Annotated in this window: 12 protein-coding genes; 5 read left to right on the forward strand and 7 right to left on the reverse strand. The window is 63.0% G+C overall.

Going from position 1 to position 14,364, the window contains the following annotated elements:
* Positions 1-121 precede the first annotated feature (121 nt).
* Genes lexA through KGB28_RS04900 form a run of 4 tightly spaced genes read left to right on the forward strand, consistent with a single transcriptional unit; the run spans position 122 to position 5,853 of the window.
* Positions 122-739, forward strand: a complete 618-nt coding sequence (lexA, locus tag KGB28_RS04885; RefSeq protein ID WP_046038528.1) for a transcriptional repressor LexA — start codon at positions 122-124, stop codon at positions 737-739.
* Positions 739-1,356: a translesion DNA synthesis-associated protein ImuA gene (gene imuA, locus KGB28_RS04890; RefSeq protein ID WP_056724376.1), complete on the forward strand. Its 618-nt coding sequence runs from the start codon at positions 739-741 to the stop codon at positions 1,354-1,356. Before lexA ends, imuA begins: the two co-directional genes overlap by 1 nt.
* Positions 1,357-1,363: 7 nt before the next feature.
* Positions 1,364-2,779: a Y-family DNA polymerase gene (locus KGB28_RS04895; RefSeq protein ID WP_223442920.1), complete on the forward strand. Its 1,416-nt coding sequence runs from the start codon at positions 1,364-1,366 to the stop codon at positions 2,777-2,779.
* The gene (locus tag KGB28_RS04900; protein WP_223442922.1) at positions 2,755-5,853 is read left to right on the forward strand and encodes an error-prone DNA polymerase; all 3,099 of its coding nucleotides are present in this window, start codon (positions 2,755-2,757) and stop codon (positions 5,851-5,853) included. Before KGB28_RS04895 ends, KGB28_RS04900 begins: the two co-directional genes overlap by 25 nt.
* A gap of 120 nt (positions 5,854-5,973) precedes the next feature.
* Here the strand turns inward: KGB28_RS04900 and KGB28_RS04905 are convergent, their stop codons facing one another.
* From KGB28_RS04905 to KGB28_RS04935, 7 genes are all read right to left on the reverse strand, one after another.
* Positions 5,974-6,636, reverse strand: coding sequence for a flavin reductase family protein (locus KGB28_RS04905; protein WP_150673375.1), 663 nt, complete (start codon positions 6,634-6,636; stop codon positions 5,974-5,976).
* 12 nt (positions 6,637-6,648) lie between these two features.
* Complete coding sequence (locus KGB28_RS04910; RefSeq protein WP_223442924.1) at positions 6,649-8,136, reverse strand: amidohydrolase family protein; 1,488 nt, start codon at positions 8,134-8,136, stop codon at positions 6,649-6,651.
* The gene (locus tag KGB28_RS04915) at positions 8,133-9,329 is read right to left on the reverse strand and encodes an amidohydrolase family protein (protein ID WP_223442926.1); all 1,197 of its coding nucleotides are present in this window, start codon (positions 9,327-9,329) and stop codon (positions 8,133-8,135) included. The genes KGB28_RS04910 and KGB28_RS04915 overlap by 4 nt, the downstream gene beginning before the upstream one ends.
* 155 nt (positions 9,330-9,484) lie before the next feature.
* On the reverse strand, positions 9,485-10,552 hold the full coding sequence (locus KGB28_RS04920) for an extracellular solute-binding protein (protein WP_223442928.1): 1,068 nt from the start codon (positions 10,550-10,552) through the stop codon (positions 9,485-9,487).
* 16 nt (positions 10,553-10,568) lie between these two features.
* The gene (locus KGB28_RS04925; protein ID WP_057714357.1) at positions 10,569-11,357 is read right to left on the reverse strand and encodes an ABC transporter permease; all 789 of its coding nucleotides are present in this window, start codon (positions 11,355-11,357) and stop codon (positions 10,569-10,571) included.
* A complete protein-coding gene (locus tag KGB28_RS04930; protein ID WP_015094870.1) occupies positions 11,354-12,271 on the reverse strand; it encodes an ABC transporter permease in 918 nt (305 codons plus the stop codon). Before KGB28_RS04930 ends, KGB28_RS04925 begins: the two co-directional genes overlap by 4 nt.
* Before the next feature lies 1 nt (position 12,272).
* Complete coding sequence (locus KGB28_RS04935) at positions 12,273-13,358, reverse strand: ABC transporter ATP-binding protein (protein ID WP_223442931.1); 1,086 nt, start codon at positions 13,356-13,358, stop codon at positions 12,273-12,275.
* A 140-nt stretch (positions 13,359-13,498) separates the two neighbouring features.
* On the opposite strand from KGB28_RS04935, the gene KGB28_RS04940 reads away from it, so the two are divergent.
* Positions 13,499-14,188, forward strand: a complete 690-nt coding sequence (locus KGB28_RS04940) for a GntR family transcriptional regulator (RefSeq protein ID WP_046038514.1) — start codon at positions 13,499-13,501, stop codon at positions 14,186-14,188.
* Positions 14,189-14,364 lie beyond the last annotated feature (176 nt).

Consider the following 14,364-nt stretch of genomic DNA (forward strand, 5'->3'; position numbering starts at 1 on the left):
CCGGTCAGTCGACACACATGTTGAATGAAAGACCATCGCGAGCAAGCTCGCTCCCACAGGTTATCGGTTCTGCCATCGGATGATTGACGGTCCTTGCCAGGAAAAAGCCAAAAGAGTACAAATGTACTCCATGACGACTCTGACTCCCCGCCGTACCGCCATCCTGACCTTTATCCGCGATCGCATCGCCGAGCACGGTCAGCCTCCGAGCCTCGCCGAGATCAGCGAGGCGTTCGGTTTCGCCTCCCGCAGCGTGGCGCGCAAGCATGTGCTGGCGCTGACCGAAGCCGGGTTTATCGAGGTCAACCCGAATCAGGCCCGGGGCATTCGCCTGCTCGGGCAGCCGCCGCGTCCCGAGTTGCTGGATATCCCGGTGCTTGGCCGGGTAGCGGCTGGTGCGCCGATTGGGGCCGATGCGGAGGTGCACAGCCGCTTGCTGCTCGATCCGTCGATCTTCTCGCGGGTGCCGGACTACATGTTGCGGGTGCGGGGTGATTCGATGATCGAGGACGGCATCCTCGACGGCGACCTGGTGGGTGTGCACCGCAGCCCTGAGGCCGTTAATGGCCAGATCGTCGTGGCGCGGCTCGACGGCGAAGTCACCATCAAGCGTTTCGAGCGGGTCGGCGATGTGGTTCGCCTGCTGCCACGCAACCCGGCCTACCAGCCGATCATTGTCGAGGCCGACCGGGACCTGGCCATCGAAGGCGTGTTCTGTGGCCTGGTGAGGCAAGGCTGATGGGTGCCGTCGTTGCGCTGGATACGCTGTTCAATGGCGGCCAGGTCTGGAAGGGCCGGCCTGCGCCACCGGCTGCCAGCCCGCAGCCCACCGGGCATGCCGCGCTGGACGCCGCATTGCCCAGCGGTGGCTGGCCGGAGGCGGCGCTGACGGAAATCCTGTTGGCCGGACAGGGCGTGGGCGAGTTGCAACTGGTGTGGCCGACCCTGGCACGGCTGTCGGCGGCGGGCGAGCGTATTGTGCTGGTGGCGCCGCCTTATGTGCCGTACCCCCAGGCGTGGCAGGGCGCCGGGGTCGATCTGCGTCAGTTGTCGATCATCCAGGCCAGCGAGCGCGATGCGCTGTGGGCCGCGGAGCAATGCCTGCGTTCGGGCAGTTGCGGCGCGGTGCTGTGCTGGCCGCACAAGGCCGATGACCGCGCCTTGCGCCGCTTGCAGGTGGCGGCGGAAACCGGCCAGACCCTGGCCTTCGCCTATCGTCCCCTCGGTGAAGCGATCAACCCTTCGCCGGCGGCCTTGCGCATTGCCATCGATGCCCGACCGGCACAACTGCGCGTGCTCAAGTGCCGCGGCGGCCTGGCCCGTTCGGCGCCGATTGCCTTCGCCGTGGGGCATTGAGGTTGCCATGCGCTGGGTCTGCATTGTTTTCCCGCAATTGGCGCTGGACGCGGTACTGCGTCAGCGCGCCGATCCCGATGAACCCCTGGCGCTGCTGACCGGCCCGGTCCAGCGCCGGGTGCTGCAGGCCGTCAACGGCGCGGCGCGGGCGCTGGGTTTGCGTCCCGGCCAGTCCATGAGCGCGGCACAGGCCTTGAGCAAAGGCTTTGTCACGGCCGAATACGACGCCGCTGAAATCGAACACTGGCAGCAGTTTCTCGCCGCCTGGGCCTATCGCTTCAGTTCCCAGGTCAGCGTGCATTACCCCCGGGCCGTGGTGTTCGAGATCGAATCCAGCCTCGGCTTGTTCGGCGCCTGGCCGCAATTCGAAGCGCTTCTGCGCCGTGAGCTCGGTGAGCTGGGGTTTCGGCACCGCATCGTGGCCGCGCCCAACCCGGTGGCGGCGCGGGTGCTGGCCAACGCCTATGACGGTCTGGTGGTCCCGGACGATCAAGCCTTGCAGCATCACCTGGGGCAAATGCCCGTCGACCGGATCGGCCTCGAAGCCTCGGTCGCCACGGCCTTGTCGCGCATGGGCTTGCGCACCTTGAGCCAGGTGCAGGCGCTGCCCCGGCATAGCCTGGCCCGGCGTTTCGAGGCCCAGGTGCTCAAACATCTGGATGCCCTGTCGGGGTCGCGGCGGCTGGCGCTGGCGTTTTACCTGCCGCCGGACCGCTTCGATGTGCGTATCGAACTCAATTTCGATGTGCAGTCCCATCAAGCCTTGCTGTTTCCGTTGCGTCGGTTGACCGGCGACCTGTCGGCGTTCCTCAGCGGTCGTGACAGCGGCGTACAGCGTTTCGACCTGCATCTGGAACACGCCGGGTTGCCGGATACGCTCATCAAGGTCGGCTTGCTCAGCGCCGAGCGCGATCCGGCGATGCTCTTCGAATTGGCCCGGGGGCGGCTGGAGCAAGTCCAGGTCGAGGCGCCGGTGCGCGGCTTTCGCCTGCGCGCCGAGGATTTGCCTAGCTTCGTGCCCCAGCATCAGGAACTGTTCGACGATCGCCCGCAGCAGTCCTTGCCTTGGGAGCAACTGCGCGAACGCCTGCGTGCGCGGCTGGGGGATGACGCGGTGTATGGCTTGCGCTTCCAGGCCGATCACCGCCCCGAGAGTGCGTGGCAGGCCCGTGCCGACAGCCAGCCTTGCGCGGTGCCGGCCGCGGTGAAACGGCCGGGCTGGCTGCTGATTGAACCGCTGGTCGTGCATCAGGGCTCGGCGCGCATCCTCATGGGGCCGGAGCGTATCGAGTCTGGCTGGTGGGACGGCGACGACGTCCGCCGTGACTATTACCTGATCGAAACCCGTGCCGGCCAACAGGGCTGGGCCTACCGGGCGGTCGGTGAGGACGGCCCGTTGTGGTTGCAGGGCTGGTTCGCATGAGCAGCGACTATGCCGAACTGCACTGCCTGTCGAACTTCAGCTTCCAGCGCGGTGCCTCCAGTGCCCTCGAGCTGTTCCAGCGCGCGAAAAGGCAGGGTTATCAAGCCCTGGCGATCACCGACGAGTGCACCCTGGCGGGCATCGTTCGCGCCTGGCAGGCGGCGAAGTCCGTGGAGTTGCCGCTGATCATCGGCAGTGAAATACGCATCGACAACGGTCCGAAACTGGTGCTGCTGGTGGAGAGCCTCGAGGGCTATCAGGCGCTGTGCCGATTGATCACCCGCGCCCGGCGGCGCACGCAGAAAGGCCAGTATCAGGTGCTGCGCGAAGACTTCAGCGAACCCTTGCCGGGATTGCTGGCGTTGTGGGTGCCGGACGCTGTCGATGCCTTTGAACAGGGCCACTGGCTCAAACAGGTCTTCGCCGAGCGCCTGTGGCTGGCGGTGCAGTTGCACCGCGGCCAGGACGATGCCCGGCGCCTGAACGATCTGCTGAGCCTGGCCAGGGAGTTGCGCATTGCGGCCGTGGCCAGTGGCGATGTGCACATGCACGCTCGCGGCCGGCGCGCCTTGCAGGACACCATGACCGCGATCCGTCATCACCTGCCGGTGGCCGATGCCGGGTTGCGCCTGCATCCCAACGGCGAACGCCATCTGCGCAGCCTCGACGTGCTGCAGGCACTTTATCGGCCAGACTTGCTGGCAGAAACGCTGAACATCGCCCGGCGCTGCACCTTTGATCTTGGCCAGTTGCGTTATCAATATCCCCGCGAACTGGTACCGCAAGGGCACTCGGCCACCTCGTGGCTACGTCATTTGACCGAGGAAGGAATCGGGTGGCGCTGGCCAAAAGGGCCGAAAAGCGAAGTGCTGGTGCAGATCGACAAGGAGCTGCAATTGATCGCGGAGCTGGGCTATGAAAGCTATTTCCTGACGGTCCACGACATCGTCCGCTTTGCCCGCCAGCAACAGATTCTTTGTCAGGGGCGTGGTTCTGCCGCCAACTCGGCAGTGTGCTTCGCCCTGGGGATCACCGAAATCGATCCGGATCGCACCACGCTGCTGTTCGAGCGCTTTCTGTCCAAAGAGCGTAACGAGCCGCCGGACATCGATGTCGATTTCGAACATGAGCGCCGCGAAGAAGTCTTGCAGTACGTGTTCCAGCGCTACGGCCGGGCCCGGGCCGCGTTGACGGCGGTGGTCAGCACTTACCACGCCGCCGGTGCGGTACGGGATGTGGCCAAGGCACTGGGCTTGCCGCCTGACCAGATCAACGCCCTGGCCGATTGCTGCGGTCACTGGAGCGATGAAACGCCCCCCGTTGAACGCCTGCGTGAAGGCGGTTTCGACCCCGAAAGCCCTGTGCTGCACCGGGTGCTGAGCCTGACGGGGCAGTTGATCGGCTTCCCCCGGCATTTGTCCCAGCACCCCGGCGGTTTCGTGATTTCCGAGCAGCCGCTGGACACTCTGGTGCCGGTGGAAAATGCCGCCATGGCCGAGCGCACCATCATCCAGTGGGACAAGGATGACCTCGATGCGGTCGGTTTGCTCAAGGTCGATATCCTGGCGCTGGGCATGCTCAGCGCGATTCGCCGATGTTTCGATCTGCTGCGCCGACATAGGGGGCTGGACCTGAGCCTGGCGACCATCCCGTCCGAAGATGCGGCCACCTACGAAATGATCGGTCGGGCCGACACCATCGGCGTGTTCCAGATCGAATCCCGGGCGCAGATGTCGATGCTGCCGAGGCTCAGGCCGAAGACGTTTTACGATCTGGTGATCGAGGTCGCCATCGTTCGGCCGGGGCCGATCCAGGGTGGCATGGTGCATCCTTACCTGCGGCGACGGAACAAGGAAGAACCGGAGGCCTATCCGTCACCGGAACTGGAAGTGGTACTCAAGCGCACCCTCGGCGTGCCGCTGTTTCAGGAACAGGTGATGCAGATCGCCATCGTCGCCGCCGACTACAGCCCCGGCGAGGCCGACCAGCTACGCCGCTCCATGGCCGCCTGGAAACGCCACGGCGGGCTCGAACCGCACAAGGAAAGGCTGGCCGCCGGGATGAAGAAAAACGGTTATACCGCCGAATTCGCCGCGCAGATCTTCGAGCAGATCAAGGGCTTTGGCAGCTACGGTTTTCCCGAGTCCCACGCGGCCAGTTTTGCTTTGCTGACTTACGCCAGTTGCTGGTTGAAATGCCACGAGCCGGCGGCCTTCGCCTGTGCGCTGATCAACAGTTGGCCGATGGGGTTCTACAGCCCGGACCAGATTCTGCAGGACGTTCGGCGTCATCATTTGCAGGTTCGCCCGGTGGACGTGCGCGCCAGTGACTGGGATTGCAGCCTGGAGCCGATCGCCGGTGCGCAACCGGCGATTCGCTTGGGGCTACGCATGATCAAGGGTTTTCGCGAGGACGATGCCCGACGCATCGAGGCTGCACGCTCGAAAGGTGCGTTTGCCGACATCGCCGACCTTGGCGAACGGGCGCAACTCGATGCCCGCGCCCAGGAGCAACTGGCCGATGCCGGCGCGTTACGTGGCCTGGCCGGCGACCGGCATCGGGCACGCTGGGAAGTGGCCGGGGTACAAAAGCAGCTGGGTTTGTTCGCCGGCCTGCCGAGCCAGGAGGAGGACGCGGTGTCATTGCCAAAGCCCACCGTGGGCGAGGACCTGCAAGCCGATTACGCCAGTGTCGGCACCACCCTCGGGCCACATCCGCTGGCCCTGTTGCGCGGTGAGTTGAAGGCCCGGCGCTGTCGCAGTTCGAAGGAGTTGCTGGATGTCGAGCACGGTCGGCCAGTCAGCATCGCCGGGCTGGTCACCGGCCGACAACGCCCGGCCACCGCCAGCGGCGTGACCTTCGTCACCCTTGAGGACGAGTTCGGCAACGTCAACGTGGTGGTCTGGCGCGACCTGGCCGACCGGCAGCGCCAGGTGTTGGTCGGCTCGCAGCTGCTCAAGGTCGATGGGCGCTGGGAGAAGGAGGGCGAGGTCCGGCATCTGATAGCCGGACGGTTGAGTGACCTGAGCCCGTTGCTCGATGGCATCACTGTGCGGAGCCGGGATTTTCACTAATACCGCAAAACCTGTGGGAGCGAGCTTGCTCGCGATAGCGGTGTATCAGACACATTAATATTGAATGTGCCGACGCCTTCGCGGGCAAGCTCGCTCCCACAGGTTTTGTGCAGCCGCGGTTTATTTGGCCAGCGGCCAAAATCGCTCCCCACCCCCCGGCGCATCCGTCCAGGCCTGCAGCGAACGCGTCGGCAGGTCGAAGTAATCCCGCGTGCGCGCATAGCCATGCCCGCCCATGCGTCCAATTGCATCCAGCCCCAGCTGATCGATGTACAGGGTTTTTGGATCGATCAGTTCGTCCCGCACATGGGCCATCAGCACTTCACCAAAGATGATCTCCCGGGATTGGCCGATGGACAGCGCCATCATCCGCCGGCACTCCAGTGCCACCGGGGCTTCGCCGATGCGTGGGCATTTGACCGTGGTGCCGGGTATGGCGGTGAGGCCGGCGGCGGTCAGTTCATCGAAACCGGGCGCGAAGGGCACGGCGCAGACGTTCATGGCTTCCACCAGCGCATCGCTGACGATGTTCACGGTGAATTCCTGATTGAGCTGAATGTTGCGTGTGGTGTCCTTGGGGCTTTGATCGCCGTAGTTTTCCACGCCCAGGGCGAGGATCGGTGGATCGGCGGAAAGGGCATTGAAAAAGCTGAACGGCGCGGCGTTGATCCGGCCTTCGCCATCGACGGTGGTGACCAGCGCAATAGGTCGCGGTACCACACTGCCAATCAGAATCTTGTATTTGTCCCGTGGGCTCAGTTGGCTGAAATCGAAGCTTTGCATAGGCAGAAATCTCTAAAGGAGAGGGTCAATGGCGCACAGCGGCGCCTGTGCGCTGTAGTTGTCGGCGAACGGGATGGCCGGTTGGAAAAGACTTTTCCAGTCCGGTTGGCCGAAGGCCCGGTCGCTATGGCTGCGCATCAGTTTTTCGAATTGTTGTTGGGCCTGGCGTTGCAGGACGGGGTAGTCGATGCCCAGGACCTGGCCTTCGTGCATCACGCAACGGCCATCGATGTAACTGGCGATGCAATCGTCACCACGCCCGGCCAGTACAAGATTCTTCAGCGGATCGAATAGCGGCCCCAGATGCATCCCGCGCAGGTTGAACACGGTGATGTCGGCCTTGCACCCCGGTGCCAGCCGGCCGAGATCGTCGCGGCCCAGTGCCTTGGCGCCGCCAAGGGTCGCAGCGTTGTACATGTCCAGCGTGCTGGTCAGCTCGTTGCCACCCTCCATCAGGCGAGCGATGTTCAAGCCCTGGCGCATGTTGTCCAGCAAGTCCGCCGGCCAGGTGTCGGTGCCCAGGGCGAAATTGATGCCTTTGGCCCGATAGCGCCCAAACGAATTCAGCGCCTCGCCGTCCCGGGCGAACACCAGCGGGCAATGCACCAGGCTTGCGCCGCCATCGATCACGCGTTGCAGGTCGTCATCGCCTCGGGTGTAGATGCCATGGGGCAGCAGACTGCGCGGGGTCAAAAGCCCAAGCTGCTGCAGCCAGCCCAGTGGCGAGGAGCCGCGCAGTTGCTCGACCATCGCCACCTCGCCGAGGCCCTGGCAGCAGTGCAAGCGCATCGGTGCGTTCAGCTCCCGACTCAGCGCGGCGGTGCGTTGCAGCAGCGCCGGGGTACAGGTCTGGATGCGATCGGGCAGCAGCGCGCCGCGAATCAGGCCGTTGTGCGCGCCGTCAAAATCCTGAAAGAACCTTTCAGCGGCATCGAGGCCAGCTATGCCCCGGTTTTCGTCCCAGTGGTGCGCCAGGGTTCCATCGGCCTGCCAGTAGCTCATGCCGCTCATGTAGCAAGGGCCGAGGTAAGTGCGCAGCCCCAACTCGGCCGCCACACCGGCTACCGCCGCAAATTCGTCGTAGGTCTCGGCCCACTCGCGGTAATACATCGAGGTGATCGGCATGGCCGTGGTGATGCCGTTGCGGATCAACTGCGTGAAGGCGTAGCGGTATTTGAAGACTTCTTCTTCGGGGCTGTAACTTTCCCGCGATCCACACGCCAGATACTCCGCCGACCACATCCGGCCCATGTCACGCTCGTCGCCGTTGTCCAGGGTCAGCACCGTGGAGTCGAGATCGCCCAAGGCATCCAGATCGATGAAGCCGGGGCCGATCAGCGCGTTGCCGTAATCAATCCATTGATCCACCGGCCCCGCATAATCGCGCCCGACAAACTCGATGCGTGCGCCTTCGAACACCACTTCGCCGTCGCGCCACAGCACATGCTGGGTGCCGTCGAAACCGACCACGCAACTGGCCCGCAAGCCGATGCGCTTCACAAACGGCTGTCCAGCAAACGACCACCCGCAGCAATCAACTGACCCGCGCGATAGACCTGACGCAGCGGCCGCGAAACCACCGCCTCACCCAGTGTTTGCACTGGCATCAGCAGGAAGTCCGCCGGCAGGCCGATCTCCAGTCGATTGGCTTCGCAACCCAGCGCCTGGGCGCCGTTGACGGTCGCCGCCTCGAACGCCGCCGCGAGTTCTTCGTCCTTGTTCAAATCGAAACGGAACGCCAGCAGCATCGCACGCTCCAGCATGTCGCCGTTGCCCATGGGCGACCAGGCATCACGAATGCCGTCCGAGCCCAGGCACACATTCACGCCGGTTTCGCGCAGGGCCAGGAACGGCGGCACCGCACAATCGGCCGGGGCCGAACTCATCAGCGAAATACCCAGCGTCGCCAGGCGTTCGGCCACCGGTTTGACCTGGCTCCACGGCAACATCCCCAGGCAGTACGCGTGGCTGATCATTACCCGGCCTTGCCGGCCAAAGCGCTCGGTGTAGTCGGCGATCAGGGCGATCTGCCACAGGCCCAGTTCACCCTTGTCATGCAGGTGGATGTCGACGCCACGGTCGAACTCGCTGGCCAGTTTGAACACGAAATCCAGTTGTGCGACAGGGTCGTTGTCGATACCGCACGGGTCCAGTCCGCCGACGTTTTCCACGCCCAGGGCCATGGCTTCGCGCATCAGTTCGGCGGTGCCGGGGCGGCTGATCAAACCAGTCTGCGGGAACACCACCAGTTGCAGGTCGATCAGGTCGCGGTAGTTTTCACGCAGTTGCTGCATGGCCTCGACATGCCGCAGGCCGAATTCCGGGTCGATGTCGACGTGGCAACGCATGGTCAGCGAGCCGCGGGCGATGCAGTTTTCCAGCAAGGCGCCGGCCCGTTGCGCGATGGGCGTGGTGACTTCGCGCAGGATGCGCCGCTCGTTGGTGATGTAGTCCTTGAGGGTCGGACCGGCGCTGTTGGGGCGCCAGGGTTGGCCCCAGAGGGTTTTGTCCAGGTGCACGTGGCTTTCCACCAGGGCGGGGGTGAGCAGCTGGTTCTGGCCGTCGATGTCGGTGGCGAGCAGCTCGGTGGTCGAGGCCGGGCGGCGTTGGCTGAACCGGCCATTTTCGATCAGCAGGTCTTCGGCGGCGGCGCCGTAGGGGCGCACGTTGCGCAGCCAGCGGGGTTGGGTCATACAAACCTCAAATTCAGTGTTGTCTTGGCGGGCCTCATCGCGAGCAAGCTCGCTCCCACAGTGATTTGTGTTGATCACAAAAATTGTGAACACCCCCAAACTCTGTGGGAGCTGGCTTGCCTGCGATGGCCGCACCGCGGTTTCAAGTCAGGCAATCAGCCCTTGAGCTTGGCCCAGATCCGGTCCTGCAGCTCCCGCGCCTTGTTGCTGCATTCCTTTTCCGGGCGCAGGCGCGAGGCGAATTCGTCGGGCATGTTGATGGCGTCCATCACCCGCCACTTGGCATCGATCAGCTTGTCGCTCTGGATGCCGTTGTCGTAGGCGATGGCGTTGGAGACGGCGGCGGCGTTTTCCGGTTTCATCATCCAGTCGATGAAGATCTTCGCGTTGCCGGGGTGTGGTGCGCTTTTCGGTACGGCGAAGTTGTCCTGGAACATCGCCAGGCCTTCCTTCGGATACACGTACTTGATGGTGCTCTTCTGCAAGGTGGCCCGCGCTGTAGAACCGTTCCAGTTCTGCATCATGATCACTTCACCGGAGGCCATGCGGTCGACGGTGTTGTCCGAGCTGTACATCTTCAGGAAGGGTTTCTGTTTTTGCAGCAGTTCGAGGATGCGCTTGGCGTCCTGGGGATTTTCGCTGCACTCGTCGACATTCAGGTAGTGGCTGGCGGCGTTGATCACGCTGCTGGAGGTATCGAGGGCCGCGAGTTGGCCTTGCAGTTCCTTGCGCGGCTCGAAGAACTCTTTCCACGAGTCGTCGAGCTTGCCGTCGGGCACTCGGGCGCTGTCATAGGAGAACCCGGTAGTGCCCCACAGGTACGGTGCCGAGAACTTGCGGCCCGGGTCGAAGCTCGGGTCGCGGAACGCCGGTTTGACGTACTGGAAGTTGGGCAGGGCCGAGGCGTCGATTTCCAGCAGCAGGTCCTGGTTGATCAGGGTGCGCATGATCGATTGCGACGGCACGATCACGTCATACGCCGCGCCGCCTGCCTGCAACTTGGCCAGCAGGGTTTCGTTGCTGTCGTAGCCGTCCATGGTGACCTTGATGCCGGTTTCCTTTTCGAATTTGGCCAGCAGTTCCACCGGGTAGTAGTCGGTCCAGTTGTAGAAGAACAGTTCCTTGGGCTCGGCGGCCTGGGCGCCGAACGCAGTGAGCGCGGTAAAGCAACTCAAGGCCAGACCGGCAACGGCGAAACGGATGCTTTTCACTTTCTTGCTCATATAGAAGTCTCCAGGCTTATTGTTGTTTGCCGCGCTGTCCCAGCCAGAAGGCCAGCACCACCAGCACGATGGAAATCACCAGCATCAGCGTTGAAATCGCGTTGATCTCCGGTGTCACGCCGGCCTTGATCGCCGAGAAGATGTACACCGGCAGGGTCGTCGAGCCGGGGCCTGCGACGAAGAAGGTCATGATGAAATCGTCGAGGCTGACCACGAACGCCAGCACCGAACCGGACAACACCGCCGGCCACAGCAGCGGCAAGGTCACCCGGCGAAACACCTGCCACGGGTTGGCGTACAGGTCGTTCGCCGCTTCCAGCAGGCTCTTGTCCAGGTCATTGAGCCGCGCACGAATCGGCAGGTAGGCGAAGGGAATGCAGAAGCCGATGTGCGCGACGATCACCGTCAGCAGACCGAGCTTGATTCCCAGCGCCATGAACAGCAGCAGGGTGGCCACGGCGGTGACGATCTCCGGCAGGATCAGCGGCAGGTTGATCCCGCCCTCGACCATTTTCTGCCCGTAGAACGGCCGGTAAGTCGCCAGCGCCGCGAGCAGGGCAATCGCGGTGGCACAAACGGTGGCGATACTGGCGACGATGATCGAGTTCAGCGCCGCCGTCTGGATCGACGGGTTGGCCAGGATTCGTCCATACCAGTCGAACGAGAACTCGGTCCACACCGTCGCCGAGCGATTGGCGTTGAAGCTGTAGGCGATCAACACGAAAATCGGCAGGTACAGATAAGCCAGCATCAACAGGCTGACTTCACGGGTCAGCGGCAGTTTTTTCAGGTGCAGGGCGATCATGCTTGGGCTCCTGGGCGTTGGGTCTTGGCGGCATTGCGGCTATAGAGGGCGTAGAGCACCAGGGACAGCAACATGATCCCCAGCAACAGGAACGACAGCGAACTGCCCAGCGGCCAGTTGCGCGCGGTGCCGAACTGCTGCTGGATCAGGTTGCCGATCATCAGGGTCTTGCCGCCGCCGAGAATCGCCGGGGTAATGAAGGCGCCCAGGCTTGGCACGAACACCAGCAACGCACCGGCGATCACGCCCGGCATCGACAGCGGCAGGATGATCCGGCGCAACGCGTGCCAGCGGTTGGCACCGAGGTCGTAGGCGGCTTCCACCAGGCGCCAGTCGAGTTTTTCCAGGGTCGAATAGATTGGCAGGATCATGAACGGCAGGAAGCTGTAGACCAGGCCGACGCTGACCGCGAAGTCGTTGTAGAGCAGGGTGATGCCACCGGCTTGCGGGAACAGCGCGTTGAGGCTCTGGGCGACCCAGCCGTGTTCACGCAGGATGATCAGCCACGCGTAGTTGCGGATCAGCAGGTTGGTCCAGAACGGGATGGTGATCAGTAATACCATCAGGTTGCGCCGGCGCGGTGTCAGGCTCGACATCCACAACGCCACGGGGAAGCCGAACAGGAAACACAGGACCGTGGTGCCGCCGGCCTGGAACACCGAGCGCAACAACGCTTGGGCGTAGACCCAGTTCAGTTCCAGTTCACCGTCGAAACCTTCCTGGAAAAACAGCTGCACATAACTTTGCAATTGCCAGTCGGCCTGCCAGTCGACGCCGCCATAGACGTTGCGCGGCAACAGGCTGATGTAGCCCATGATGCCCAGCGGAATGGCGATAAGGGCCAGCAGGGTCAGGACTACCGGGCTGAGCAACAGCGCGCGGTTGAGGGCTGGGGAAGTGCTGCTGACGCTCATCTCAGGCCTCCATCAACAGGCAGGCGTGGGGCGGCAGGTTGACCGCGACGCGATCGCCCACCACCCGCCCGTGGTTCAGGCCTTCGTTGTTCTCGCGCAGCATGACCTTGATGTCGTTGTTCAGGCGGCATTGATAGAGCGTGGCCGTGCCGACATACAGCACGGCCTCGATCACACCGCGCAGGTGATGTGGCTGCGTTGGCTCGACCAGTTGCGAACGCTCGGGGCGGAACGCCAGTTGCACCTTGCTGCCGTCAAAGCCCTGGGCCGGGCAGGGGATTTCCACGGGCATGCCGTTGGGTACGAAGAGCTTTTCGTTCTGCTGGCCGCGCTTGAGGTGGCCGGGGAGGAAGTTGATGTCGCCGATGAATTGCGCGACGAACTGGTGTTGCGGGCGCTCGTAGATTTCATTGGGCGTGCCGATCTGCAGGATCTTGCCGGCGGACATCACGGCAATGCGATCGGACAGGGTCAGGGCTTCTTCCTGATCGTGGGTGACGAAAATGAAGGTGATCCCGGCTTCTTTCTGCACGCGCTTGAGTTCGACCTGCATTTCCTTGCGCAGCTGGAGGTCCAGGGCCGACAGCGGCTCGTCCAGCAACAGCACTTTGGGTTTCGGCGCCAGAGCCCGGGCCAGAGCCACCCGTTGCTGTTGGCCGCCGGACAGTTCGGCCGGTTTGCGCCTGGCCAGGTGTTGCATTTGCACCAGCGCCAGCATCTCGTCGACGCGCTGCGGGATCAGTTTGCGATCAAGGCCCTGCATCTCGAGGCCGAAGGCGATATTCTGCGCAACACTCATGTGTGGAAACAGCGCGTAGCTCTGGAACACCGTGTTGACCCGGCGCTTGAATGGCGGCAGGTCGTTGACCGGCTCGCCCGCAAGGCGGATCTCACCGTCGCTGACATGCTCGAAGCCGGCGATGGTGCGCAGCAGCGTGGTTTTGCCGCAGCCGGAGGGGCCGAGCAGGGTGAAGAATTCGTTGTCGGCGATGTCCACCGAGACGTTATCGAGGGCTGGAGCAAGCCCCGGATCGTCGGAGTATCGTTTTGAGACGTTTCGCACTTCGATTGCTGTTGGATGACCCATTATGGTGCATTCCTCTAATTATTGTATGCAAAATCTGGATGCAATTTAGAAATACCCGGATTAATCTGCCCGTGCAAGCCCCTTTTTCAATGGCTGTTCATTCGCCAGGGTTGTTTGCACAGGGCGCAAGGAGTTGATGAATGACGGAAAAGAAACTGGAAACCACGGTCGACCGCGTCTACCAAGGGGTTTACGAGGCGATCAGCAAACGCTCGTTGCGTCCGGGCATGAAGCTTGGCGAAGCGTCTTTGGCCGAGCTTTTCAATGTCAGCCGCACGTCCGTTCGGGCCGCGCTCAAGCAATTGGAGGCCGACGGACTGGTCACTACCGAGCCCAATAAAGGTGCGTCGGTGTCGTTGCCGAGTGACGAAGAGATCCGTTCGCTGTTCGAAACCCGGCGTCTGGTCGAGATCGGTATCGTCAGCGAACTGTGCCGGCGGCGTGATACGGCGGTGACCCAGGACTTGCGCGATCACTTGCTGCTGGAAGATGAAGCGCATCAGAGCGGTGATCATGAACGGCTGATTCATCTGCTCGGCGAGTTCCACATCAAACTGGCCCGCAGCCTGAACAACCCGGTGCTGCTCGACTGGTTCCAGAAGCTGATTTCCCGGGCATCGCTGTATGCCGCTGCGCTGGACGACGACAGCCATGAGGTCTGCCGCGACGACGAACACCTGCGGCTGATCGAGTACATCGAAGCGGGGAACCAGAGCGCGGCCATAGAGCTGACCTGCATGCATTTGAATGGCATCGAGAAGGCCATTCTGGATGTCGCGGCCACGCTGAAAAGCAGTTACAACCCGCTAAAGCACTTGATCGAGGTGTAGTGCACGGTCTTTCGGTTACTGAGGACTAAATTGTGGGAGCGGGCTTGCTCGCGAAAGCGGTGTATCAGCAGACGAATATGTTGAATGACACACCGCCTTCGCGAGCAAGCCCGCTCCCACAGGGAATCTCTACTGGCCACAGATTCCCGGCTCGACAAGGAAGCCTCAGAATCAGC

It is taken from the genome of Pseudomonas sp. BF-R-19, from assembly GCF_019956445.1.
Classification (GTDB): domain Bacteria; phylum Pseudomonadota; class Gammaproteobacteria; order Pseudomonadales; family Pseudomonadaceae; genus Aquipseudomonas; species Aquipseudomonas fluorescens_BH.